Source organism: Tannerella forsythia 92A2 (assembly GCF_000238215.1).
GTDB classification, from domain to species: domain Bacteria; phylum Bacteroidota; class Bacteroidia; order Bacteroidales; family Tannerellaceae; genus Tannerella; species Tannerella forsythia.
The window spans coordinates 2,160,299-2,185,801 of the sequence record NC_016610.1 but is presented as its reverse complement, the minus strand read 5'-3'; the positions used below and the strand labels follow the sequence as shown (position 1 = coordinate 2,185,801).

The window sequence follows — 25,503 nt, the reverse complement described above, 5'->3', positions numbered from 1 at the left end:
AAAAATTTACCGCCTCGTCCTTTGACAGGATGAAGCGGCACTTGTCTATATTAATTCACAGGAATATCCTTGTTTACATTCTTGCAACCGATCAGTGCATAGTAGAGGAGGTAAATCAGTCCGGCTACAATTACCCAGTAGCTGGCCATATACCCTATACCATCTTTCATATCCACAATTGCATTTTGCAACAACGGGAGAATACCTCCACCGCAAACCATCACCATAAAAATACCGGAGGCTTTTTCGGTGTATTTGCCTAACCCTTCTACAGCCAGATTGAAGATACCTCCCCACATTACGGAGGTACATAAACCGATCAACACCAATAAAGCTGCACTTACAGGAACTTGCACTAGTCCAAACAGCCCGCTGGCATCATTCTTGAATACAGGCAGATTAATCAACGAGCTGACAGGGGCAAACATGGCCACAAGCGTAAGCACTAATCCTAATCCCGAAGCGACGAGTAACATACTCTTAGCCGATACTTTGCTACCGATCGCCGCCCCGAGCAAACGACCGACAAGCATCAACAACCAGTACGTCGCGGTTACAGACCCGGCAATCGCTTCGGCATTCCCCATGCCACCTAATTGCAACACATCTAAATCAGGGTTTTGAAGCCATTTGTTCAATATGTTCGGGATACCTACTTCAACACCGACATATACGAAAATACCTACCGCACCGAGTATGAAGTGGCGGAAAGATAGCGGACTGTATTGAGAAGATTCGGAAGATACTTGTTGTTCTTTATCTTTTTCAGGAATAGCTGTCAGCGCAATCACTAAAAAGGCAAAGGCAAAAATAGCCAGCGCCGCATACATGAGGGGAAACACGTTGCTGATTTGGGCGTTTTTGATTCCTTCCGGAATAAGGATACCTGTCAGAATAATCACAGCCGTACCGCACAACGAATTGAATGAGCCGCCGATCTGAATCAATTGGTTTCCTTTATTACCTCCTCCTCCGAGTGAGTTCAGCATCGGGTTTACTACCGTATTCAGCAAACACATGGAAAAACCTGCGATAAATGCACCCAGCAGATACACGCCAAAGCTTTCCATTGTGCCCGAAAGAGTCTGAATGCCTACACCGGCAAAGCCGATAGAAATCGCAATTAAGGCTGTCTTCTTATACCCAAATTTTTGCAACAGGTTACCAGCAGGATATCCCATCACGGCATAAGCAATAAAGTTGGCAAATACCCCTAATGTACCCATCCAATTGGGCACATTGAACTGAAACTTCAAGATGTCTCCCATCGGAGAGGCAAGGTTCGTTACGAATGAAATCATACCGAACAGGAAAATCATTACGATAATTGGTAATGTGTAATTCTTTTTGTCACTCATAATTCATAGTTCTTTTTAATTTTTTATTAATCTATTATTTTATTCGTTATTCCACAGAAAAAGCGTAGACGGTGGTGCTTTCGAACACCTTGTCGGGACGAAGCACGGTCGACGGATAGTCGGGTTGGTTGGGGCTGTCTGGGAAATGTTGGGTTTCGAGGCACAAGGCCGCACGCATCGGATAGCGTTGTCCTTTCTTTCCTTCGAAATTACCGGTCATCCAGTTGCCTGTATAAAGCTGAACGCCCGGTTCGGTTGTATAGGTATTCATCACGATACCGGTCTTGGGAGAAGCACATCGGGCGCAAAACACCGGCAGGCCGTCAGATGCGGCGCGGTTCAGCACATACGTATGATCATAACCTTTTCCGATAATCAGTTGTTCAAACGGCTCATCGATCCGTTCGCCCACAGGGTGACATTCGCGAAAATCCATCGGCGTGTCTTCTACGGTTGCTTTCGGTCCGAGAGGAATAGCCGTTTCGTCGGTTGGCAGATAATAATCGGCATCGATTGTCAACAGATGGTCTCCGATGGACGGGTCTCCGGCACCGGACAAATTAAAGTATGAATGATTTGTGAGGTTTAGTACGGTCGGCCGATCGGTTGTTGCGCGGTAGGCGATCACCAATTCGTTATCGTCCGTCCAGTGATAAGTCACTTCAACCCTCAGCGTCCCGGGGAATCCTTCCTCTCCGTCGGCTGAAACATATTGCAGCTTGACGGTTTGCCGATCGACTTGCCTCATCTCCCACACGACGGCATTGAAGCCTTTGAGGCCTCCGTGCAAGCTATTGGGGCCGTTGTTGATGGCCAGCCTGTCATAAACCGTTCCGTCGAGCGTGAATCGTCCTTTGGCAATGCGATTACCATAGCGTCCGCAAACGGCGCCAAAGTATGGCTCTTCCGAAGTGAGATAATCATGAATTGAACGATGGCCGGTAACGACATCCGTCAGTCGCCCGTTCTTGTCGGGCACCATCAGTGAGACTATTTTAGCGCCGTAGTTGGTGACGGTCACCTCGACGCCGGATTTATTCGTTAAAATGCACAGCGAAGTTTCTTTTCCGTCTATCTGCGTGCGAAAATCTTCCACACGCAGACCGGATTGCGTTTGATCATTCTCCATAATCAGTCATTTGTTAATTTCGCGTGTAAAATTAGCGTTCTTCTACTGAATGCGACAACTTAAAAAGATGTTATATAGCATGTTTTTATCAAAGTTTTTCGGACGTGTCGGCTAAATTTCTGACATTAGCATACATAGTTCGGCGTAATTTTTTTATGTTTGCACTCGTTTTTTTGAAAAGGCATGATACGATTTCACGGTTTCCGAGTATTCTTTTTAAGTATGCTGTTTGCAGGAGCAAGCACGAATCTTTTTTGGTTGCACGCACAGCTTGCAGAAAAAGTGTTCCGTACCGATTACCGCATAACCTCTGAAAATGAACGCAAGCTATTTGTTACATTAGATAACCTCAGCTTCTTTCGGAATGCCGAAAGCACGAGTTTTGCACAAAAGGGATATACCTTACCGGGGTTCTGGTTGCAGCTCAAAGGCGTTTACTATCCGACGGAAAACATCAAGCTGGAAGGAGGTGTGCATTCCGTTTGGTTTTGGGGAGCAACCCGCTATCCGGCCTTCGCATATAAGGACATTGCCGTTTGGCGGGGGGAAGAATCGAAGCATAATGTACATTTATTACCTTATCTGCGGGCACATGTAGCATTGTCGGATCAGGTAGACCTGATTTTGGGCGATCTATATGGCGGAAGCAATCATGGCCTGATTGATCCGCTGTACAATCCGGAACTCAATTTATCGTCAGACCCGGAGGCGGGGGTACAGATTTTATATCATCCGCGCTGGATGGACTTGGATATTTGGCTGAACTGGGAGAGTTTCATTTACAAGCTGGATACGCATCAGGAGGCGTTTACGTTCGGATGGTCTTCGCGGTTTAAGTTCAACTCGCCGGAATCTACATTTCATGTTTATGCCTTGATGCAGGCGCTGGCACAACATCGCGGAGGCGAGCTGGATACGATCAGTAACGGCCAGTCGGTACAAACCATGCTGAATGGTGCGGCCGGCGTCGGGGTCGACTGGAATGTACGGCGCGGGGTGTTGAAGAAGTTGCAGATGGAGTTCGACGCGACCGGGTATTATCAGCATGACGGCAATCTGTGGCCGCTGAAACGAGGCTACGGCTGGTATGGAAGCATGACGGCCGACTTGTGCGACTTCCGCATACGGGCTGCTTACTGGAAATGTGATGATTTTATCTCTCTATTCGGCAATCCGTTTTACGGGGCTATCTCCACATATTTGGATGATGCGGTATACCGACAGCCTCGCATGGTGTACGCAGGAGCCGAATATACTCGCAGATTCGGCCCTGAGTTTTCGTTGGGCATCAACGCCGATGCGTTTTATCGGATCGGGACGCGAATAGTCGATCCGAAGAAACGTCATGATGCGGAGGGAGACCGGTTCAATTATTCGTTCGGAGTCTTTTTTCGCTTTCATCCTTCGTTCTTGATCAAACATTTCTGATTACAATCCAGGAAGTATTGCAATTTATTAACTTTTTATCACACAACACAATCATGATGAAAAAGACACTGTTGATTACATTTTTTTCTTTGATTCGTATGTTCATGCTTTTTGACCGCACAGGACAGTTGGATGTCTGATTTCCGAGAAGGTCGCATCCGGAGTACGTGCAAATCTGTCGGGAAGTACAAAGTAATTCCGATTTACAGCAGCAAACTCAGTCCGACTCGCTTGCGTGCTTCGTCGACTTCGATCACTTTGACGGATACATGCTGATGGAGTGAAACGACTTCCGTCGGGTCACTGACGAAACGATCGGCCATTTGTGAGACATGTACAAGGCCGTTTTCCTTGATGCCGACATCGACAAAAGCACCGAATTTCGTAATGTTCGTCACAATGCCGGGCAGCACCATCCCCGGCCTCAGATCATGGATGTTTTTTACGTTCGGATCGAACTCAAAGATCCGGATGGTTTCGCGGGGATCGCGTCCGGGTTTGCCAAGCTCGGCCATGATGTCAAGGAGGGTAGGCAGACCGACTGTGTCTGTAACATATTGTTCAAGTACGATTTGCTGACGCAATAACTCGTCAGCCAGCAGATCGTCGACACGGCAATGCAAGTCGGCAGCCATCTGCTCGACTACTCCATAACTTTCGGGATGTACGGCCGAGTTGTCCAACGGATTCTCCGCTCCGTCGATCCGCAGAAAACCGGCGCTCTGCTCGAACGATTTGGCACCCATTTTAGGAACTTTCATCAAGGCTTTGCGTGAACGAAACGCCCCGTGCTCGGCACGGTAATCTACAATGTTTTGTGCAAGCGTTGCACCGATACCCGACACATACGTCAGCAGATGACGGCTTGCCGTATTCACGTTGACTCCGACCTTGTTCACACACCTCTCGACAGTCTGATCGAGCGACAGCTTCAAGGCCTTCTGGTTCACGTCATGCTGGTATTGTCCTACTCCGATCGATTTCGGATCGATCTTCACCAGCTCCGCAAGCGGATCCATCAGCCGGCGCGCCAATGACACGGCACCGCGCACCGTCACGTCGTAGTCGGGGAATTCTTCGCGTGCAATCTTGGAAGCCGAATAAATACTTGCCCCGTTTTCACTGACGCTGAACACCTGTACCTCCCGGTCGTACCGTATATTTTGGACCAGTTGCTCGGTTTCCCGTCCAGCTGTTCCGTTACCGACCGCGATCGCTTGAATATCGAATTGCTCGACCAAATGAGCGATTTTTTTCATCGCACCCGTGCGATCGTTTTGAGGCGGATGCGGATAAATCGTTTCGTTATGCAGCAGATTGCCTTGCCGGTCAAGACAAACGACTTTACATCCGGTGCGAAAACCCGGATCGATCCCCATCACCCGCTTCTGCCCGAGAGGGGGCGAAAGGAGGAACTGTCGCAAGTTCTCTTCAAAGATACGAATCGCTTCCCGATCGGCTTTTTCTTTGCTTGAAGCCGCAAATTCCGTCTCGATGGAAGGTTTCAACAGCCGTTTATAGCTATCGTCGACAGCCATGCGCACCGGTTCGCCGGCGGATCCCCCCGTACACCCGTACAGTCGGTGCAACCGTTCGAGTGCATGCGTTTCGTCGGGCGAGATATCGACACGCAGGATGCCTTCAGTTTCGCCCCGACGGATAGCCAGCAGTCGATGTGATGAGATACGCCGCAACGGTTCGCTCCACTCGAAATAGTCACGATACTTGTCTCCTTCGACTTCTTTCCCTTTGACGACACGACTGGATATCAAGGCTTCGCGTGCAAAAACGGAACGTACCGCATTCCGTGCGGCAGGATTTTCGTTTATCCACTCTGCAATAATGTCACGCGCGCCGGCCAGCGCGTCATCAAGCGTCGGAACCTCATCCGTGACAAAGCGCATGGCGGCAGTTTCCACATCGTTTCGACGACTCATCATCCTTTTAGCCAACGGTTCAAGGCCTCTCTCGCGAGCGATCTGTGCCCGCGTACGACGTTTCGGCTTAAACGGCAAGTACAGATCTTCAAGCTCTGTTGCCGACCACGTCTCTTCGATTTTTCGCCGTAGTTCGTCGGTCATTTTCTCCTGCTCTTCGATGCTTCCGACAATCGTCTCTTTACGTTTCTGGAGATCGAGCAGGCGTTTGTATTCACCGGAAATATCGGCGATCTGAATCTCGTCAAGTCCGCCGGTTCGCTCCTTTCGATAACGGCTGATAAAAGGGATCGTTGCGCCGTCGTCAAGCAACTGCAAGGTGTTTTTTACTTGTCGCTCGCTGATCTGTAATTTTTCGGCAATCCGTGCCGGAATAACTATATGCATACGTATATTTCTCGATGCTATGCCCTACCATCCGAAAGAGAGGGCGTAAATATCTTCCATACGGCCTTCTTTGCGTGCTTTGCCAAGCGCATTGTCACGCACCTGTGCTCCGGGATGTCCTTTGGCCAGATCAGCCGTATGAGCTGCAATCTTATGAGCGAGGATGCTGGCCTGCACTTCTTCCCCGGTGGGTCGTTCTCTGTATTCTTGCCATATGCTCCCGCCGATAAGCGACGCTCCATACCAGGCAACCTGTGCACTTCCGATAGCCGAGGCAATGTAATCGTATTTGCCCCCAATATCCGTCGTCTTCATGCCCGGGGTATGGAACGGGGCGCCCTTGCAGACATACAGTTGCTCCTTTACATTCGCTTCAATCTTGTTCATCGGCACATGTCCCGGCCCTTCGGTCATCGTTTGGACGTATTGCTTCCATGCTCTCTCGGTCAAATCGCGCATCTCATAAAGTTCGGCAAATTGTGCCCGGTCGTTCGCATCGTAAACCGAACCCGGACGTAATCCGCTGCCGATAGACAATACGGCATCGTACATTCGGAGGAGATCGCAAATCTCATCAAAATACGTATAGAGAAAATTTTCCTGTTTGTGTGCTTTCATCCAACGATGTAGAATCGAACCGCTGAGCGAGGCAAGATGTGTCAGACGGTTATCGATCAGGTCCAAATGTTTTCGATGCATGGCGGCATGGACCACGATGATGTCGACCCCCTGCTCCATCTGTTTGACAAGGGTATCGCGAAAGATCGGCCAGGTAATGTCCGCCGGTTCTCCTCCGGCTTGGGCCAATGCCTCATACAGCGGGCTGGTACAGATCGGTACGGGGCAGTTGCGCAGCAACCAATCGCGGTTTCTCTTACTCTCGACCGTATCGGATAAATCGGTCAGTACATCCGTACCCAATCGACAATATTCGATCATCCGCATGGTATCCCTTTCATAACCTTCACCCGAAGGGATAAGATCCATATTGATTTTTACGAGGAAACGTTGCCCGATAATCATCGGTTCGGCCTCCGGATGATTGATATTGGCCGGAATAACAGCACGTCCCGAGGCCACTTCCCTGCGCACGTAATCGGGAGTGATGTACGACTTCAAGCCCAAAGCTTCAACCTGCTGATTCTCGCGAATCGCCACATATTCCATCTCCGGTGTGATCACACGCTTCTTAGCATAGCTCATCTGTGAAATCTGTCTCTCGTTCCGGGCATGAAACACCGGTTTGGTTACCGGAAATGTACCCTTCTTCTTCGGCCCGGGAGATGCCTTTCCTTCACGAATCACAATATCTTTACGGCGTCCGTACCATTCTTCCCGTATACGCGGGATTCCTTTACCCATGTAAGGAATATACCGCGGATCGGAATACGGACCGGCCGTATCATAAAGCGTGACCGGACTATTGGATTTGACTGTCTGCTTACCTTCCGCATTGATTACAACCGTATCGGACAGGTAGACTTGTTTCATCCCGACATGCACCTTATCGATCTTGCCGGAGATATAAACTTTGCCCGCAAAAGGGGGCACAGGTTTTGTACTCATCGCTATATTTGATTTTATTTTGTATGGACATGATTTCTTTTCTCGAGACAAAAATAAGCATAAAATATAAAAGATTCGTACTTAATCATCATTATACAAGAAAAATATTTACTTTTATACAAATATTTGCACGAAATATTAAGCGCCTTACATGCTTTTTTTATCCGCAAAAAATAGCTACTTTTGCCGCCAGATTATCATATTCAACTTAAAATGAAATATAACACGACAGAGAAACGACTGGCGTTGCCCGAATACGGACGCCATATTCAAAATATGGTGGATCATTGCATAACGATTGAGGACCGGGATGAGCGTAACCGATGCGCCAATGCGATTATCAGCATCATGGGTAATTTGTTCCCACATTTGAGGGATGTCAATGATTTCAAGCATATTTTATGGGATCATCTGGCCATCATGTCCGATTTCAAACTGGATGTCGACTATCCGTATGAGATCATCAAGAAAGAGAATCTGTACAGTCGCCCTCCCCGGATTCCGTATGGTGACTCACGTATTCGTTATCGTCATTATGGGAAGATCCTGGAACAAATGATCCGGAAAACGACGGAACGAGGAAACAGCCCGGAAAAGGACGTCCTGGTAAGAATGCTGGCCAACCACATGAAGAAAACGTTTATCGTCTGGAATAAAGATACCGTAACGGACCGGAAGATCCTGAGCGATCTGGCGGAATTATCCGACAATCTGATTGTACTGAACGAAGAGAACTACAGGCTGATCGACAACCGTGAAGTCGTACAGGCACAGAATCGCCTGCAGAATCAAAGCAAAAAGCCGTTCCGAAAAAGCCGATGAGTTCGTTTATCATAGAGAGAGGACAAAAATCACAAGACGATACAACACCTCAAGGTGCGAAGGATAAAACTTTGCAAGTGATTTGTGCCGTACCGGCAATATCGAACAGATTGATCGGAGGTATGAGGCAATCGACAAACGAATAAACAGGCTTGGCGCTTGCATTACGAGAGTTTAACGAATGGAATTGGAGATGATACGAAAAGAAAACCTCGCAATGATCGGGCAGTTTACCAAGCCGCATGGCATTAAAGGCGAACTGACGTTTGTCACAAATTACAGCAGGCTATTTGAAAACGCAGACGATCCGTATGTGGTTTGTGAGATGGACGGTATATGGGTGCCGTTTTATGTGGAATCGTTCCGGTCGAAGAATACTTCCTCTCTGTTCGTGAAGCTGGAGAGAATAAACGATGAAACCACGGCGAAGAAGTTTGCCAACCGAACAGTTTATTATCCGGCCGATGCATTGCCGGAAGAGGATGACAACGAACCATGGACGCGTTTCATCGGTTACATGATGACCGACGAAATGTTGGGGGGAATCGGGACGGTAACGAATGTAGATGAATCCACCGCCAATATTGTGTTTCGTGTCGATGACCAAGGCGAAGAACGATTGATCCCGATAGCCCCGGAAATAATTTGTTCCATCGACGAGCCAGGCAGGCGTATGACTGTATCGTTGCCGGAAGGGATTTTAGATTTGAATTAACGTTATGAGCAAGAAAAAAAAAGAACTGAAAAACAAGAAGAAATCGTTTTGGAAGAGGGTTCGTTTTAAATATAAGCTATCTTTCATTAACGAATCGACGCTCGAAGAAGTATGGAATTGTCGGGTATCGCAATTGTGGTTTTTCTCGGCCGTCTGCGTCTTTGCGCTTTTCATGATCACAATCACCTCGTTAATCATCATCACAACCCCCATACGGAACTACTTGCCCGGTTATTTGGACGCCGAGGTACGCCAAGCGATCGTGCAGAGCGCGATACGCGCCGATTCGTTAGATGCCGTATTAAAGAAACAGTCGCTCTACCTGAGAAATGTTACGGCCATCATGAGCGGAACAATGACCATTGATTCGGTTCACGCCACAGATTCGGCCGCATTTATCAAAGCCAATTACGATATTCCCCGTTCGAAAACGGAAGAAGCGTTCGTCCAAAACTACGAACAGGAGGAAAAATACAACCTGACTACATTGAATGACGGGCCGAGGTTGACAGACAATGTCTTTTTCTATAAGCCTGTGAACGGCACCATCTCCGCACATTACGATCTGGAGAACCGCCACTACGGAGTAGACCTCGTAGCCGGCCCAAAGGAAAGCGTACTCGCTACGCTCGATGGTACCGTAATTTACACGGGTTACGACACCGAATTGGGGAATGTGATCACATTGCAGCACCGGAACGGATTCCTATCCGTCTACAAACATAACCACGCCCTCTTGAAAGAGATCGGAGAGCATGTCGTAGCCGGTGAAGCGATTGCACTGGTCGGTAATACGGGCGAGCTGTCTACCGGACCTCACTTGCATTTCGAGTTGTGGCATCAAGGAACTTCGGTCAATCCGGAAGAATACATTGCATTTTAATTAAAGATGAAGAGAAAAATCGCCATATTGGGTTCGACCGGTTCCATCGGAACGCAGGCATTGGAAGTGATTGAAGAGCATCCCGACATGTTCGAAGCCTATGCGCTTACCGCCCATCATCAAGTCGATCTCCTGATTCGTCAGGCACGTCGTTTCATGCCCGAAGTCGTCGTGATTGCCAACGAACAACACTATCTCGAATTAAAAGAGGCGCTTGCCGATTTACCCGTGAAGGTGTGGGCAGGTGCCGACGCCATTGCGCAAATCGTACGGATGGAGCCGATTGATATGGTACTCACGGCGCTGGTGGGGTATGCAGGTTTGCGTCCGACCATCGCTGCCCTTGAAGCCGGAAAAGCAATTGCACTGGCCAACAAGGAAACCCTCGTTGTCGCGGGCGAACTGATCACAACACTGGCCAAAGAGAACAATGCCCCCATCCTTCCGGTCGATTCCGAACATTCGGCCATTTTCCAATGCCTCTCCGGAACGTGGAACAATTCGGTGGAAAAAATATGGCTGACGGCTTCCGGAGGTCCGTTCCGCACGAAAACGCCGGATGAGCTGGCGACAGTCACGAAGGAGCAGGCGCTCCGTCATCCCAATTGGAACATGGGGGCGAAAGTCACGATCGACTCGGCCTCGATGATGAACAAAGGCTTCGAGATGATCGAGGCACGATGGCTGTTCGATCTTCTGCCCGAGCAGATCGAGATCGTAGTACATCCGCAGTCGATCGTTCATTCGATGGTACAGTTCGAAGACGGTGCGGTACTGGCGCAGTTAGGACTGCCCGACATGAAGTTGCCCATCGCGTACGCACTGTCGTATCCGAAGCGGCTGAAAACCGCTGCTCCACGATTAGACTTCCGGCAATATGCCTCGCTCACGTTCGAAGAACCCGATATGGAACGTTTCCGTAATCTGGCGTACGCCTTCGAGGCCATCCGTAAGGGAGGTAACATGCCGTGCATCCTCAACGCGGCCAACGAAATAGCCGTTTCCGCTTTCCTCGAAGACCGGGCAGGATTCCTGCAAATGAGCGACGTGATCGCCCGAACAATGGAAAAAGCAATATTCGTTGCCCGGCCGACATACGACGACTATGTACAAACCGATGCCGAAGCGCGACGGATCGCAGCGGAATTTTTAAACAGGTAAAAATGTCAGGCAGGTAAAAAAGTCGGGGTAGAAACTTCTGTGTCTGCCTGCCGATATCGATTGAACAAACAATAAACAAACAAATAAGGAACAGACTTTATGGAAATATTTTTGATCAAGGCCTTACAGCTGATTCTAAGTTTATCGATTCTCGTATTAGTACATGAGTTCGGGCATTTTCTTTTTGCACGGCTCTTCAAAGTACGTGTCGACAAGTTTTACCTCTTTTTCGACCCGTGGTTCTCGATCTTCAAATTTAAACCTAAGAACAGCGATACGGAGTATGGCCTCGGGTGGTTGCCGCTCGGCGGATATTGCAAAATCGCAGGGATGATCGACGAGTCGATGGACAAGGAACAGATGGCGCAGCCGCCGCAACCGTGGGAATTCCGCTCCAAGTCGGCAGCACAGCGCCTGCTGATCATGGTCGGCGGCGTACTGTTCAACTTCCTGCTGGCGCTTTTCATCTATTCGATGGTGCTTTTCACGTGGGGAGACACGTACTTGCCGCTCAAGAACGCGACGGACGGCATGTATTACAGCGCGACGTTCAAGGACATAGGTTTCAAAGACGGCGATATTCTTCTTCGCGCCGACGGCGAAGAACTGCAACGTCTCAACGGACACAGCGTCCGTCAGATCGTCAATGCGCAGTCGGTCACCGTGCTCCGCGAAGGTCAGGAGGTGACGATCGCCATCCCGGCCGATATGATGCAACGGCTGCTTCGGAATAAAGATACGTTTGCGAACTATCGCTACCCGATGGTCATCGAAGAGGTGATGGCTTCGTCGGCGAAGGAGGCCGGAGTACTGGCGGGCGACCGTATCGTGTCGGTCGGTGATTCTCTGACGGTCATGTCGTTCGAAGCAAGAGAGGCATTGTATGCTTATCGCGGACAGACGGTCCGCATCGGCGTCGTTCGTGACGGTGCAGAGGTGGCGCTGACCGTACCGGTCGATTCGCTCGGTCGCATCGGCGTTCTGATGAAAATGCCGGCTTCGCTTTATGAGATGACAACGGTAAGGTACGGCTTCTTTTCGTCGTTCCCGGCAGGGGTAAACCTCGGCATCACGACGCTGAGAGGTTATGTGAGCGATATGAAATATGTCTTTACGAAAGAAGGCGCTTCTTCGATCGGTGGCTTCGGGACGCTCGGCAGCCTTTTCCCTGCCGAATGGGACTGGCAGGTGTTCTGGATGCAAACGGCTTTCCTGAGCATCATCCTGGCATTTATGAACATTCTTCCCATCCCCGCACTGGACGGCGGACATATCATGTTCCTGATCTACGAGGTGGTGGCGAGACGCAAACCGAACGAAAAATTTCTCGAATACGCGCAGATTGCCGGGATGATCCTTCTCTTCGGACTGCTTATTTACGCCAACGGCAACGATATCTTCCGCTACTTCTTCCGTTAACACGAGAAAGAAGATGTGCGCAAGCAAGGGAAACGATGCTTTTCATGCTTTCAGGCGCACCACGAATAACACCGGATTATCTGTTGCCGCGCGTTCGGGGCATAAGCGAGAGACGGCTTGCCCCGAACGACAATAGCAGAACTCGCTGCCATACACATCGAGCGCCTGCAGGTCGGGCAGATGGCCTGTTTGATAGAAATCGTCCGTAAAGCCGTTTTTCAAGCAAAACGCGCGCTGTTCAAGCTGGTCGTAGCAATAGAAATAGCGGCTTTCGTCTCCGTTTTTTCCGTTTGATGCCATCAGAAAACGTTGTCCGATGCGAAACGGAAGCATGGGGACGGGATGGTCGGTCGAGGCATGTAATATCTTTTCCAGCCTATTGCCATCGATCAGGGCTAGCGTGTCGGCCAGCAGCTTTTCCGGCTCATACGAAGCGGTGTAGGCATACAGCCCGTGTGGAGATACGCACAGTTCAGGATCAAAATGACTGCTCAGGTGAAAACGTTTTAAATCGACGTCGTACAAAGGTGTTCCGTTCACCACGTCGAACGACACATCGAGCCGGTAGAGCCATTTCTCGATCTTCCTCTCCCCGCCCGATGCCGAGGTAGCGCATTGCTCGGCGGTTGCCCAAAAGTGTCCGTCGTGATACGCGATCTTCAGCAGACTTTGCCACGGCTTTTCGGCAAGAGCTTTGCGACGGACCAGCGTCCCATCGTATGTGAAGAACAGCGCATGCCCACATGTATCGATGGCCACGACCTGCCTGCGTTGCGTATCTACCGCGAAATCGCGGATCGCTGAACATCGGCCATCCCTGTCCGAAGCGATGCGACTGAGAAACCGCCCTGTACGATCGAAACGATAAAGCATCCGGTTGCTGAGCATAAAGAATTCGCTCCCGGCACGTTTCACCGCATCTACCGGCCCCATCCGGCATCGTTCATTCGTCTCCAGCGGAATGGCTACCACATGTTCCGCAATCTCGGAAAGAGAGGCTTCGGCCGTTTCCTCTACCGATACAACACTCCGATTCACACACGAAGCAATCCCCAAAAACACCACCCAATATGCTATCTTCATCGTACGATTTATTTAAAGTAATAACGAAAACCGAAAGAACTTAGTATGGATTTCTTCCTTATGTTTTCATAATTCAAATTTATTCGATAGATTTGTATCTTTAAAATATAAATACAGACCTGACTATGTTCAAGATTTTTTTCTTTATCGTCTTTTTTGCCGTCTTGCTATTTCTGCTGGCAGGATTCTCTATCATACGTACAGTGAAGTCTTTTTTCTTCGGCCCTTCAAACGCTACGCATGCCAAACGTCACACGGCCTCCTCTTCTCGTCGATCCGATCAAGCTTCGGCCTCTCGAACGCCTACTCGAAAAAAAGTCATTGCGGAGGATGAAGGCGAATACGTCGATTACGAAGAAATAAAATAAGGCGTTGATTGGAAATAAAGAGGATATTGCATTCCCGATACATTTTCTTACCTTTGCCTCGTTTCGTCGCTGATTGTTGAGACGATTACGACCGAAAAAACAGAATATCCGTATCAATTTTAAACTACGATTGCATGATGAAAAAGAGAGAGTGGAAATATGGGATAACAGTATGGAGCATCGGGTGGCTCTGCATAGTAAGTGCATGCTCGGACAAAGGGAAAGGCATCATCGACGAGGAAACAAAGACCCAGCGGGTGAATCATTTCATTGTCGATATGATGTCGGACGCTTATTTATGGACCAAGACGGTAAATTGGGATGCAATTGATTACAAAACCGAAGCAAACTCGCAGCAGCTTTTTAAGAAAATACGTCATAAGCACGACCGCTGGTCGATGTTGACAGACCGCGTATCAGAACTCCAAAATGCGTTTCAGGGTGTTTCGACTACATTCGGTTATCAACTGATTTTTGGCAGGTTTTCAAACAAAAACGCTTTGTTCGCTATTGTGCTATTCGTTTATCCGAACACGCCGGCCGAGAAGGCTGGTATCAAGCGCGGCGATTTTCTGGTAGGATTAAACGGTGGAGACATCACAGAAACGAACTACCGGAATCTCTACTATGCCTCTTCTATCTCCGTAAAAAAAGGAGTTCTGGTAGACGGAAAGATAAGCACCGAGCCGGCCGATATTTCGATGAAAGCGGTAAAGATGTATGAAGACCCGATTCTGAAAGATTCCGTCATCGTAAAAGGCGCGCATAAAATCGGGTATCTCTGCTATGCGGACTACACGATGGATTCGGAGCCTCGTCTGCTCGAAATATTCTCGAAATTCAAGACACAAGGAGTTACCGACGTAGTACTCGACCTTCGCTACAACGGCGGCGGAACGGCACGTACCTCACGCCTCCTTTGCAGCATACTCGGCCCGCAATCGGCGGTGAAGAAGAAGTCGAAGCTGTTGTCGCAGGTCTGGAACGACAAGTATATGAAACTCTGGAAAGAGAAAAAGATGGAAAACCGGATTACTGAATATTTCATTGATACGCTATCCGTCAATATGAACCTCAGCCGTCTGTACGTCTTGACGACACGACGCACGGCATCGGCCTCGGAATCGACGATTACCGGCCTCCATCCTTACCTCGATCTGGTACAGATCGGCGATACGACAAGCGGTAAATTCTGTGGAGGCATCCTGGTGAACCCCGAAGATTTGTGGGGCAAAGGAAAAGTCAATGATATCAAAGACTGGGGAATTTATATGATGGTATACCGATTTGCCAACATCAACAACGATGAGTTTATAAACGGTATCGTACCCAAGCATGCAGAAAAGGAAAATTACCACGCACTCTACCCCTTCGGAGATGAGCGCGACCTTTTATTCGGTAAAGCGGTTTCGTTGATTACAGGCCAACCCATGGTGAAAGCGCGTTCGCAGGAACAGATTCCTCCTTATACGATTTTGCCGGTAGAAGACCGCCGGGCATTGAACGAAAAAATGATCTCGACCCTGCCATCGGGGATGGAACTCTTAAACTCCCCCTTGGCTGAATGACCGGGCGTTTGCCGCTAACCGGTAATCGAGTACAGTCATCGCCGCCATCGCTTCAACGATGGGAACGGCACGCGGAAGGACGCACGGATCGTGGCGTCCTTTTGCTTCCAGTATCGTTTCGTTATAATCCGTATCGACGGTAGTCTGCGGGCGTAAAACGGTAGACACGGCTTTGAACGCCACACGGAAATAGATATCCTGCCCGTTGGAAATCCCTCCCTGTATGCCCCCCGAGTAATTCGTGCGCGTACTCACTTTTCCATTATCGTTAAAGAAAAGATCGTTATGCTCCGAACCGCGATAAAAAGCGCCATCGAAGCCGTCGCCGTAATCAAAGCCCTTGACGGCATTGATGCTGAGCATCGCCGCACCGAGCGCCGCATGAAGCTTACCGAAAACCGGCTCGCCAAGACCTGCCGGAACGCCCGTGATCACGCATGTGATAATTCCTCCCACCGTATCGCCGTCGGCTTTTACCTTACGAATAAGCGCCTCCATCTCGGCCGCTTTCCCGACGTCGGGGCAACGCACGGCATTGTTCTCCGTCAGGTTCAGGTCATACTCCTTGTAACTTCCTTCCAGACGTATATGCCCCACCTGCGAAGTATAAGCCTGTATCGCAACTCCCCAGTGTCGCAGAATGAGCTTGGCGACAGCCCCGGCCACACATTGCGCGATCGTTGTCCGGGCAGAACTCCGGCCGCCTCCGTGCGGATCGCGAATCCCATATTTCGTCTGATACGTATAATCGGCATGCGACGGACGAAAAACGTTCTTCATCTCATCGTAGTCGGCCGGATGTTGGTCTTTGTTTTGAACGATAAAGCCGAGCGGCGCCCCCGTCGTCTTTCCTTCGTAAATCCCCGAAAGAAACTCGACCGTATCGGTTTCGTTGCGTGGGGTGGTGAGCGCCGACTGCCCCGGACGGCGACGGCTCAATTCACGCCGGATAAAATCCACGTCGAGCGCCACACCTGCCGGACAGCCGTCAATGACGCCGCCGATAGCCGCACCGTGCGATTCACCGAACGAGGTCAGCCGATAGTATGTTCCGAAAGTATTCACGTCGGGCAGGTTCTACCGTTATCCACAATGACACCCGCCGCCACAGCAGTCGCCGTTCCCGTGCTCATGGCCGCCACACGCGTCGTCTCCACAATCACAGCATCCGCCGCAGCCACCGCTCATCAACCGATTCAGCTCTGTAATTTCCTCCTCAGTAGGATCATGCACATCAATAACCTCACCACTGAAATGAAGCATTTCACCGGCCAGCGGATGATTGAAATCCATCACGACGATATCGTCCTTCACTTCCAGCACGGAGCCATTCATACGATTTCCGTCCGAACTCATCATCGGTACGGTTTCGCCTTCTTTGATATGCTCGCTGTCAAATTTGCCGTCAATCTCGAAGATATGTTTCGGCAATTCCATCACATGATCCTCGTTTCGTTCGCCGTATGCCTGCTCGGGGGTAAGCGAAAAGTCGAATGTATCCCCTCCTGCCAGACCGCTCAAATGATCTTCAAAGTCTTTCAGCATCATCCCGGTTCCGAAAATGAACTTTAAGGGGTTTTCTTTAGTGGCGCGTTCCATCAGTTCGCGCTCGCTGCCTTCTCCTACATTGAGGTCGTAGGTCACTGCTACAAATTTATTCTTTGAAATTCTCATTGTTTTGTTCGTTAATTTATCGTGAAGCGGCAAAGGTAGAAAGATTTGAGGGAAAAGGCAAACGGATATCATATCATTCATTATATTCATTAATTATTCGTACTTTTGCGTGTTTCTAAAAACATAGACTGAAATCAGGCATACCCAATGAGTGAGCATCGTGTGATCCGTAAGTTATCGTCATCCTCTTCCCCTTCCGTCAAAGGGCAGCATGCTTTGCTTTACCTTTTGGGAGGACTGCTGTTTTTCAAATTCCTGTGGTTTGATTTCTGCTGGTGCCTGCTTTCAACCTTCCGGCCGTTTTCATCGCCGGAAACGTACCTCTACGCGGCGCTGGCCATGCTGATCCTGCTGTTTCCTCTCGTAGTCTGGCGTATGGAGCGGACAACCTGGTTCACAGCCATACTGCTCGATATACTGCTCGTCTGTAACCTGATGTATTTCCGAACATATTACACGGCGATTCCGCTGGACAGTTACTGGCTCGTAGGCAACCTGAAAGATTTTACGGACAGCGTATGGGGATCGTTCAGAATAACCGATCTTGTGTTTCCGCTGTCGACCGTAGCAGCCGCCATCGCGCGAAGGAGAATGAAATGTCCTGCCACCTTGTCCCGAGGCATGAAAGAGATACGTGTCTACGCATTACTCACGGGAGGGTTTGTACTCATTGCCGGAAGTACGCTTTGGCTGCAAGGCGGTTTCAAAAAAGTTTACGAAGCATTGCAGGACTCTTATACGCATACGTGCGGAACCCCTATGTACACCGTATTCGGTTCCATTTGTTATGATTACATGCGAGATGCGGAAACTTATACGCCTGAAGTCGGCATACACATCGAGGATTGGCTCAGGCAACACCCGCCGATGAGCGCTCCCACCGATACGACGACCCGCACACATTGCATCGTGATCCTTGCCGAGTCGCTCGAAAGCTGGGTGCTGGAGCAGACGGTCGAGGGGCAGGAGCTGACCCCTTGTCTGAATCGCCTGCTGAAAGACTCGACCACCATTTACGCTCCATACGTCGTATCGCAGGTAAAAGGCGGACGTTCAATCGATGCCCAGCTGATGGTGAATACAGGGCTGTTACCCATAGATAACGGTGTCTACAGCCTGAAATATCCTCATTCCACCTATCCCTCGCTGGCCAGGGCGATGAAGCAGAAATACGGGAGTTCGGCCAAGGCGTATACCTTGACCGGCGATAAGCCGATGGTCTGGAACCAGAGCGTTATCGAACCGGCTTTCGGTTACGACGGCCTGCTCTCGAAAGCCGACTTTGTGAACGAGGAACCGGTAGGCCCGCGTTACCGGCCACAGATCGGCGACGGGGCACTGATGCGCCAGATAGCCGATAAGATACGTCGCAGAAAAGTGTGGGACGACAACGGACAGATGCTGCTGCAATGTGTCACGTACTCCGGACATTTCCCTTTCGTCCTGCCCGAACGGTTGCGACAAGTCACATTCTCCGACCGCTTCCCTCCGCGGATGCGTGATTACATGATGACGGCGAACTATACCGACCGCGCACTCGGACAGTTTGTTGAGCAGTTACGGACTGACGGTATCTACGAACATACGCTCATTGTCATCACCGGCGATCATGAAGGACTTGTCGATATGCGAAGCGAATGGTGTGCAAGCGAAGGAGGACACGGACTTGTTTCCGAAGATCCGATGGTACCGCTCATCATCCTCAACGCTCCGAAAGGGATGCGTTACGAACAGGTGATGGGACAGATCGATATCTATCCGACCCTGCTGCAACTCCTGGGACTGGCCGATTACGCATGGCAGGGATTAGGTTTAAGCATCATCGATACGAATAACAAACGAATAGCTATCGATGCACAGGGAAATATTTACGGTGAAACCGGTCACGTATCGGAAAAGGAAATCCGGCATCTCAAAGACGCATGGAAAGTCTCCGACGCGATCATCCGTTACGACTATTTTGCGCGTTGAACCTCAAAGATACGTACTTTTCAACCTTGTTTCAGCACTTAAAGCAATATGATACTTCCTTCCGAATTTACAACACGTACCCGCCGGTTACTCGATGACGAATATGATCTGCTTGAACAGGCGCTGCAAACGAATCCGCCCGTAAGCATCCGCCTGAACCCGTCGAAGAAATTCGAGGCCGTCGACGGAGAGCGGGTGCCGTGGTGTGAACAGGGGTACTACCTACGCGAACGTCCATCCTTTACATTCGACCCGTTGTTTCACGCCGGCACATATTATGTGCAGGAGGCTGCCTCGATGTTCGTCGGAGAAGCTGTCAGACAGCTCCTCTCCTCCCCTGCCCGCACGCTCGACCTCTGTGCCGCTCCCGGCGGCAAATCGACCCATCTGCTGAGCGTATTGCCGGCAGGCAGCCTGCTGGTCGGAAATGAAGTGATCCGAAGCCGAAGCCGCATCCTGGCCGAAAACATCACGAAATGGGGAATACCGGACTGCGTCGTAACGAATAACGACCCGAAAGATTTCGGCGCTCTACGCGAACTGTTCGACCTGATCGTGGCTGATATGCCCTGTTCGGGCGAAGGGATGTTTCGCAAAGACCCTGCCGGTCGCGAGGAATGGAGTGTCGCGAATGTCCGGCACTGTGCCGCCCGTCAGCGGAGGATCATCCACGACGTGTGGGACGCACTGAAACCCGGCGGACTGCTGATTTACAGCACGTGCACATTCAACACGGAAGAAAACGAGGAAAACATCGCATACATCGCCGAAACTTTCGGAGCGGAAACCGTACCTCTTGACGTACCTTCCGAGTGGGGCGTCTGCGGGGCTTTGTCCGGCACACTTCCCCTCTATCGCTTTTTCCCGCACCGCACAAAGGGCGAAGGGTTCTGTCTGGCCGTACTGCGCAAGCCGGGCGGGAAAGAACATGCTACCCGTCGTAAACTTAGACAGAAACACATTCCACAACCGATCCCTGCGCAGGCGAAAGAATGGCTTACGGAACCGGAAGCCTATCATTTCGAACGAATCGGGGATATGGTACGAGGCATACCGTCAGCCTATCGGGAAACGGTACAGCTTCTCGGCGAACAATTGCACGTCCTGTCGGCCGGCGTAACGATCGGCGAAGTCAAAGGGAAAGACGTACTTCCGTCACCGGCGTTGGCGTTCAGCACGGCAATAAGGCGCGATGCTTTCGTATATGTCGACGTATCGCACGAAGAGGCCATCCGCTACCTGCAAAACGAAGCACTCACGCTGCCCGGCGAGGTACCGCGCGGTTTTACGCTAATATCCTACCGGGATGTCCCGCTGGGCTTTGTGAAAAACCTCGGTACACGTGCCAACAATCTTTATCCCAACGAGTGGCGGATACGTAAGAAGAACGGCTAACAGCCCTCGGTCTTTGCTTTGATGTAGTCGTAAATAGCCTGCTGGGCACGTATGGGCGGCGCGTCGTTACGAACGAAGACATTCCGTAACTGCGCATCGATATGGCAAGCCTTGACGTTATCCTGCAACTGGATATGCAGGATGTCGATCATTTCACGTTTGACGGATGGCGACAGCACGGGAGCAGCCGTCTCGATGCGACGATTCAGGTTACGGTTCATCCAGTCCGACGAGGTAAGATACAGATCTTCCGCCCCATCGTTATAAAAATACCAGATACGCGCATGTTCGAGAAACATGTCTACAATCCGCGTCACACGGATATTCGGACTATACGGCTGGTCGGGCACCAGACAGCAGATACCGCGCACCAACAGGTCGATCTCTACACCCGCCGAACCGGCACGATACAGCTCGTCGATCATTCTCCGGTCGTGCAGACCATTCATTTTCAAAACAATTCGACCCTTCCTGCCGGCTTTCACATGTTCCGTCTCGCGACGAATCATACGAATCAGTTCCGGCACCATGTTGAAACGCGCGACAAGCAAACAACTAAATTGCGGCTCCTGAAGCGTCCCTTCCAGCACGGAAAAGACCCGGTTGATATCGTCGACAATCGCCTTGTTGCATGTCAGCAAAGCCATGTCGGCGTAGATTTTCGCCGTTTTCTCGTTAAAATTGCCGGTACTCACATAGGCAAAATCCGTCGCTTCTCCTTTACGCAGAATGACAGCCACCTTCGCATGAACCTTGAGTCCCGGAATACTGTAAATGATTTTGATGCCGGCTTTTTTCATCTTTTCGGCCGTACTCATGTTGTTCTCTTCATCGAAACGCGCTTTCAGCTCGACGAACACCGTCACCTTCTTTCCGTTTTGCGCGGCACTGATCAGCGAATGAATCACCGCCGAGTTTTCGGCTACGCGGTACTGCGTGATCTTGATCTCCTCCACATCCGGATCGAACGCCGCTTCCATCAGGAAACGAAGCAGATAGTCGAACGACTGATAAGGGAAATACAGCAATACGTCACGTGCTTTTACGGCGCCAAACATCGACGCCGCCTCTTCGAGATACGGCACGCGCATGGGCGACGGAATCTGCTGTTCGAGCCCCTGACCGACAGGATTCGGCAGTTTGCTCATATCCTGAAGATTCATATAACGGCCACCGACAACAAGATCATCATCAGCGATATCGAAAGCCTCGCAAATATACGCCAGAAAATCGCGCGGCATGGCACGGTCGTACATAAAACGACTCAAAGCTCCGATCTTGCGCTTCCCCACCTTACGGCGTATGGCCTGTACAATAGTCTGCGACGTCTCCTCTTCGACGTAAATATCGGCATCGCGCGAAATTTTGATGCTGTAGCATCCGTCCAATTCATAGCCGGGAAAAATGCTGGGCAGGTTGTAACGGATCACATCGTCGATAAACATGAAATAGTGCATGCCCTTATGCGGAGGCAAGGCAATAAAACGCGACACCTTGGAATGCGGCACTTTAATAAGTACGTAAAGCGATTCCCCCGTCTCTTTCCGGATGATGCGGGTGATCAGATATAGACGCCGGTCACGAATAAAAGTGCGGAAACCGGCATGAATCGTTACGGGAGAGAGATACGGAAAAATTTCCTCGTTAAAATAATTGCGGACAAACTCGCGATGAAACGGCTCCGGCTCTTCACTCTGATAGAGGCAGATCTTTTGCCGACGTAACTCAGGCAGGATTCTTTCGTTGAAAATCCGGTAGAAGGCTTGCTGCTGACGGTTGACCTCATCCGTAATCTCGCTCAGCGTTTCTTCCGCCAGTCCTACGTCTCCGGCCGTAAAAATCCCCTTCATAATCGTACCACGATGTTCGGCCACCCGGATTTCGTAAAACTCTTCTAAATTCGACGCATAGATGGACAGGAAACGAATCCGTTCATAGATTGGAAGCGTTTCGTCTGAGGCCTCGAGTAATACCCGATAATTAAACGACAGCCAACTGACGTCACGTTTAAAATAGCGATATCCTGTCTCTTCCATCACAGGACAAAGCTACACGATAATTTTGAATTTCCCAATTTCCGAACGACTAACCGCTGCTCATCCCCCGGATTTCAACCGGACAAGACGTAAAACTTCATCCTATTTTAAGGCAATGGGTCCTTATTAACCCAAACTTCGCCATAGCATTTTTTGTAAAAACGAAAATCAACTTTGCACTAATTTGTAATTCATAAAAAAACAAAGAATTACATTGGACTTACCACAAATCTTCTATACAATAATGCATTGTATCTAGTTATTACGCTCAACTTCTGTTGTGGTGCTCCTCCTTTATTTACGAGTTTTTAAACTGAATTTGCTCTCTGAAAACCTTACCAATGGTGTCTTTCAAAGGAAGTGAATAAGTAGATTTTATGTCTATGCCAATTTTTGACAACTTAGCATAGATTTCAGACAAATCCCCACTCTGTTCAGTAAAATGTTTTTTTTCTTTTGTCATTACCTCTTTCAATTCTTCTGTCAATATTTTTTCAGTTTTCATAATTGTAAGTTTAAAAGAACACTCTTGAATGTACAAACGCTTTATTACCTATCCTTAGTATATATTCGCAAATTAAATCATTATAATTTCTTATTAATTCTCTTAACTCATCATCTCTTGAGTAGTCTTCTATTTTTAACTTAAGAGAACTTGTTAATGTGTCTATACCTATGGAACGACCATGTGAATGCCAAATACTATTGTTGCTTAAATCACGTGCTATCTCTTCTGCACGTTTTTGTTTTTCTTCTAATAAAACAGTCTTTCCATTCGAACTATGCTTGTTCCAATCTTTAAATTTATATTTCACGATCCACTCTTTCAACAAATTGATAGTTAAACTCCTTGCCATTTCATAACTACGAAGCTCTGCTAAGTCTATTTTTTGCAATATCATGAATTCTGCTTCTGTCAATTCACGATTTCTTGATTTCTGTATTAATTCTTCCACTTTATCTAAGTATCCCAATGCAGGAACCCAATTTTTTCCATTGTAAACTTGTGGATCAATAGGTCCAAGTGATGAAGAATAATCCATAAATATTTTATCGCCCGACATGCATAAAATTGTCCCTGCAGACATTGCATAATCTGGAACGACAAAATATACTTCTTTATAGTGAAACCTTATTACAGAGACCATTTTCTCAACAGTTTCAGCACTACCGCCAGGCGTGTTTAAAAGGACAACAAGCCTATCCCTGTTAAACTCCTTGTCCTTCTTGAGTTGTTCTATAAAATCTCTAAATGCTTTTTCTAATGCAGGGTGAATTTCACCGTAATAAAAAATTACATCAGCTTCAAAATATTTCTCCAAATCCCTAAGCCTAAGATTCAGAGTCTCTTTTATTGTCTCATCAAATATCTGCCTCATAATTTATATTACAAATGTAATTCTTATTATCTTTTTAAGTTATAGCCAACGCACAAATTTACATATTTCTTTTATCTTACACTTATATTTTTCGCATATTATTTTATCATCTTTAGAAATAAGCTAACTAACGACATTTTACATGCAAATTATTACAAAAAAACAATTCAATAAAACGAATATCACAAACAAAGAAATCTTTTTACAGCCGTTTGGGCAAAAGCTTGTCATTCAACGATACAGCCCCAACAGCATTAAACCCTCATTCCGCCATAGCATTTTTTGTAAAAACGAAAATCAACTTTGTCACCTCCCCTGATTTTTGTAGATTTGTCGGGATATAAATTTACTTTACAGCAATATGGCAAAAACAATATTTATTACAGGCGCTACATCAGGGATTGGTCAGGCGACGGCCGTACGATTAGCGCGAGAGAGGCACAACTTGATCCTCACCGGCCGACGCGGCGAACGATTAGAGAAGTTGAAGAACGAACTGACGCAACGATACGGCTGTAAGGTACACACGCTGTGCTTCGACGTGCGGCGACGCGACGAGATACAGGCTGCCGTCGAGCAGTTGCCCGCTGAATGGCAACGGATCGATGTGCTCGTAAACAATGCCGGACTGGCCGTTGGACTGGAACCACTACATGAGGGTATCGCGGACGACTGGGAACGTATGATTGACACGAATATCAAGGGATTGCTTTACGTCACGCGGGCGATTGCGCCTGGTATGGTCGGCCGACGGTCGGGACACATCGTTAACCTGGGTTCCGTTGCCGGCAAAGACGTCTATCCCGGCGGCGCCGTCTATTGCGCCACCAAGCATGCCGTCGACGCCTTGAGTAAAGGCATGCGGATGGATTTCCTGCCCTACGGTATCCGGGTGACGCAAATCTGTCCCGGCGCCGTAGAGACGGAGTTCTCCGTTGTGCGATTCAAGGGCGACTGCGACCGTGCCGACAAGGTATACGAAGGATACCGGGCGCTGTCGGCCGATGATATCGCCGAAGCCATCTGCTATGCCCTGTCACAACCCGAGCATGTAGATGTGCAGGATGTGCTCGTGCTGCCTGCGGCGCAGGCCGACGGAAAGATGTTTCACCGGATGAAAGCATAAAAACTGTAGCCAAACAAGGTGGTCTTGATCGATTAAACGTCAAGATCACCTTGTTTGGCTCCTAATCTGACACTTGCGTAGTAGAGTAAGCCTGCACG

Annotated in this window: 21 protein-coding genes; 11 read left to right on the top strand and 10 right to left on the bottom strand. The window is 49.1% G+C overall.

Annotated elements, in window-relative coordinates:
- Positions 1-50: 50 nt before the first annotated feature.
- Entirely contained in the window at positions 51-1,358 is a 1,308-nt protein-coding gene (locus tag BFO_RS08895; protein ID WP_014225360.1) for an MFS transporter, read from the bottom strand.
- A gap of 46 nt (positions 1,359-1,404) precedes the next feature.
- Entirely contained in the window at positions 1,405-2,487 is a 1,083-nt protein-coding gene (locus BFO_RS08890; protein WP_014225359.1) for an aldose epimerase family protein, read from the bottom strand.
- Positions 2,488-2,670: 183 nt separating this feature from the next.
- Here BFO_RS08890 and BFO_RS08885 point away from each other — a divergent pair, with 183 nt between their 5' ends.
- The gene (locus tag BFO_RS08885; RefSeq protein WP_014225358.1) at positions 2,671-3,915 is read left to right on the top strand and encodes a hypothetical protein; all 1,245 of its coding nucleotides are present in this window, start codon (positions 2,671-2,673) and stop codon (positions 3,913-3,915) included.
- Positions 3,916-4,118: 203 nt separating this feature from the next.
- On the opposite strand, the gene BFO_RS08880 is transcribed toward BFO_RS08885, so the two are convergent.
- A complete protein-coding gene (locus tag BFO_RS08880) occupies positions 4,119-6,239 on the bottom strand; it encodes a Tex family protein (protein ID WP_014225356.1) in 2,121 nt (706 codons plus the stop codon).
- A 24-nt stretch (positions 6,240-6,263) separates the two neighbouring features.
- Positions 6,264-7,805, bottom strand: a complete 1,542-nt coding sequence (locus BFO_RS08875) for a phosphomethylpyrimidine synthase ThiC (RefSeq protein WP_014225355.1) — start codon at positions 7,803-7,805, stop codon at positions 6,264-6,266.
- Between the two features lie 213 nt (positions 7,806-8,018).
- Here BFO_RS08875 and BFO_RS08865 point away from each other — a divergent pair, with 213 nt between their 5' ends.
- The 5 genes from BFO_RS08865 (at position 8,019) to rseP (ending at position 12,805) form a co-directional block, all read left to right on the top strand.
- Positions 8,019-8,627 carry a DUF4290 domain-containing protein gene (locus tag BFO_RS08865; protein WP_014225353.1) on the top strand — a complete coding sequence of 203 codons (609 nt, stop codon included), beginning with the start codon at positions 8,019-8,021 and terminating at the stop codon, positions 8,625-8,627.
- Between the two features lie 193 nt (positions 8,628-8,820).
- On the top strand, positions 8,821-9,342 hold the full coding sequence (gene rimM, locus BFO_RS08860) for a ribosome maturation factor RimM (RefSeq protein WP_041591246.1): 522 nt from the start codon (positions 8,821-8,823) through the stop codon (positions 9,340-9,342).
- A gap of 4 nt (positions 9,343-9,346) precedes the next feature.
- Entirely contained in the window at positions 9,347-10,225 is an 879-nt protein-coding gene (locus BFO_RS08855; protein ID WP_014225351.1) for a M23 family metallopeptidase, read from the top strand.
- Positions 10,226-10,231: 6 nt separating this feature from the next.
- Positions 10,232-11,386: a 1-deoxy-D-xylulose-5-phosphate reductoisomerase gene (locus tag BFO_RS08850; RefSeq protein ID WP_014225350.1), complete on the top strand. Its 1,155-nt coding sequence runs from the start codon at positions 10,232-10,234 to the stop codon at positions 11,384-11,386.
- Positions 11,387-11,485: 99 nt separating this feature from the next.
- Positions 11,486-12,805: an RIP metalloprotease RseP gene (gene rseP, locus BFO_RS08845; protein WP_014225348.1), complete on the top strand. Its 1,320-nt coding sequence runs from the start codon at positions 11,486-11,488 to the stop codon at positions 12,803-12,805.
- Positions 12,806-12,847: 42 nt separating this feature from the next.
- Here rseP and BFO_RS08840 read toward each other — a convergent pair whose 3' ends face one another.
- Positions 12,848-13,888, bottom strand: a complete 1,041-nt coding sequence (locus BFO_RS08840) for a 6-bladed beta-propeller (protein ID WP_014225347.1) — start codon at positions 13,886-13,888, stop codon at positions 12,848-12,850.
- 125 nt (positions 13,889-14,013) lie between these two features.
- Here BFO_RS08840 and BFO_RS08835 point away from each other — a divergent pair, with 125 nt between their 5' ends.
- Together BFO_RS08835 and BFO_RS08830 are read left to right on the top strand one after the other, a co-directional pair.
- The gene (locus BFO_RS08835; RefSeq protein WP_014225346.1) at positions 14,014-14,256 is read left to right on the top strand and encodes a DUF4834 family protein; all 243 of its coding nucleotides are present in this window, start codon (positions 14,014-14,016) and stop codon (positions 14,254-14,256) included.
- Positions 14,257-14,390: 134 nt separating this feature from the next.
- A complete protein-coding gene (locus tag BFO_RS08830; RefSeq protein ID WP_014225345.1) occupies positions 14,391-15,824 on the top strand; it encodes a S41 family peptidase in 1,434 nt (477 codons plus the stop codon).
- Here BFO_RS08830 and aroC read toward each other — a convergent pair.
- Together aroC and BFO_RS08820 are read right to left on the bottom strand one after the other, a co-directional pair.
- Positions 15,801-16,889, bottom strand: coding sequence for a chorismate synthase (gene aroC, locus BFO_RS08825; RefSeq protein ID WP_014225344.1), 1,089 nt, complete (start codon positions 16,887-16,889; stop codon positions 15,801-15,803). The genes BFO_RS08830 and aroC overlap by 24 nt on opposite strands.
- A gap of 18 nt (positions 16,890-16,907) precedes the next feature.
- Positions 16,908-17,498 carry an FKBP-type peptidyl-prolyl cis-trans isomerase gene (locus tag BFO_RS08820; RefSeq protein WP_041590824.1) on the bottom strand — a complete coding sequence of 197 codons (591 nt, stop codon included), beginning with the start codon at positions 17,496-17,498 and terminating at the stop codon, positions 16,908-16,910.
- Positions 17,499-17,645: 147 nt separating this feature from the next.
- On the opposite strand from BFO_RS08820, the gene BFO_RS08815 reads away from it, so the two are divergent.
- On the top strand, positions 17,646-19,469 hold the full coding sequence (locus tag BFO_RS08815) for an LTA synthase family protein (protein ID WP_014225342.1): 1,824 nt from the start codon (positions 17,646-17,648) through the stop codon (positions 19,467-19,469).
- Between the two features lie 48 nt (positions 19,470-19,517).
- Positions 19,518-20,864 carry a methyltransferase RsmF C-terminal domain-like protein gene (locus tag BFO_RS08810; RefSeq protein ID WP_014225341.1) on the top strand — a complete coding sequence of 449 codons (1,347 nt, stop codon included), beginning with the start codon at positions 19,518-19,520 and terminating at the stop codon, positions 20,862-20,864.
- Here BFO_RS08810 and ppk1 read toward each other — a convergent pair.
- From ppk1 to BFO_RS08795, 3 genes are all read right to left on the bottom strand, one after another.
- Positions 20,861-22,900 carry a polyphosphate kinase 1 gene (gene ppk1 / locus BFO_RS08805; protein WP_014225340.1) on the bottom strand — a complete coding sequence of 680 codons (2,040 nt, stop codon included), beginning with the start codon at positions 22,898-22,900 and terminating at the stop codon, positions 20,861-20,863. The two genes, BFO_RS08810 and ppk1, sit on opposite strands and share 4 nt — an antisense overlap.
- A 298-nt stretch (positions 22,901-23,198) precedes the next feature.
- Positions 23,199-23,405 carry a hypothetical protein gene (locus BFO_RS08800; protein WP_014225339.1) on the bottom strand — a complete coding sequence of 69 codons (207 nt, stop codon included), beginning with the start codon at positions 23,403-23,405 and terminating at the stop codon, positions 23,199-23,201.
- Positions 23,406-23,415: 10 nt separating this feature from the next.
- Complete coding sequence (locus BFO_RS08795) at positions 23,416-24,279, bottom strand: SDH family Clp fold serine proteinase (protein WP_014225338.1); 864 nt, start codon at positions 24,277-24,279, stop codon at positions 23,416-23,418.
- Positions 24,280-24,640: 361 nt separating this feature from the next.
- Here BFO_RS08795 and BFO_RS08790 point away from each other — a divergent pair, with 361 nt between their 5' ends.
- Positions 24,641-25,405, top strand: coding sequence for an SDR family oxidoreductase (locus BFO_RS08790; RefSeq protein ID WP_014225337.1), 765 nt, complete (start codon positions 24,641-24,643; stop codon positions 25,403-25,405).
- Positions 25,406-25,503 lie beyond the last annotated feature (98 nt).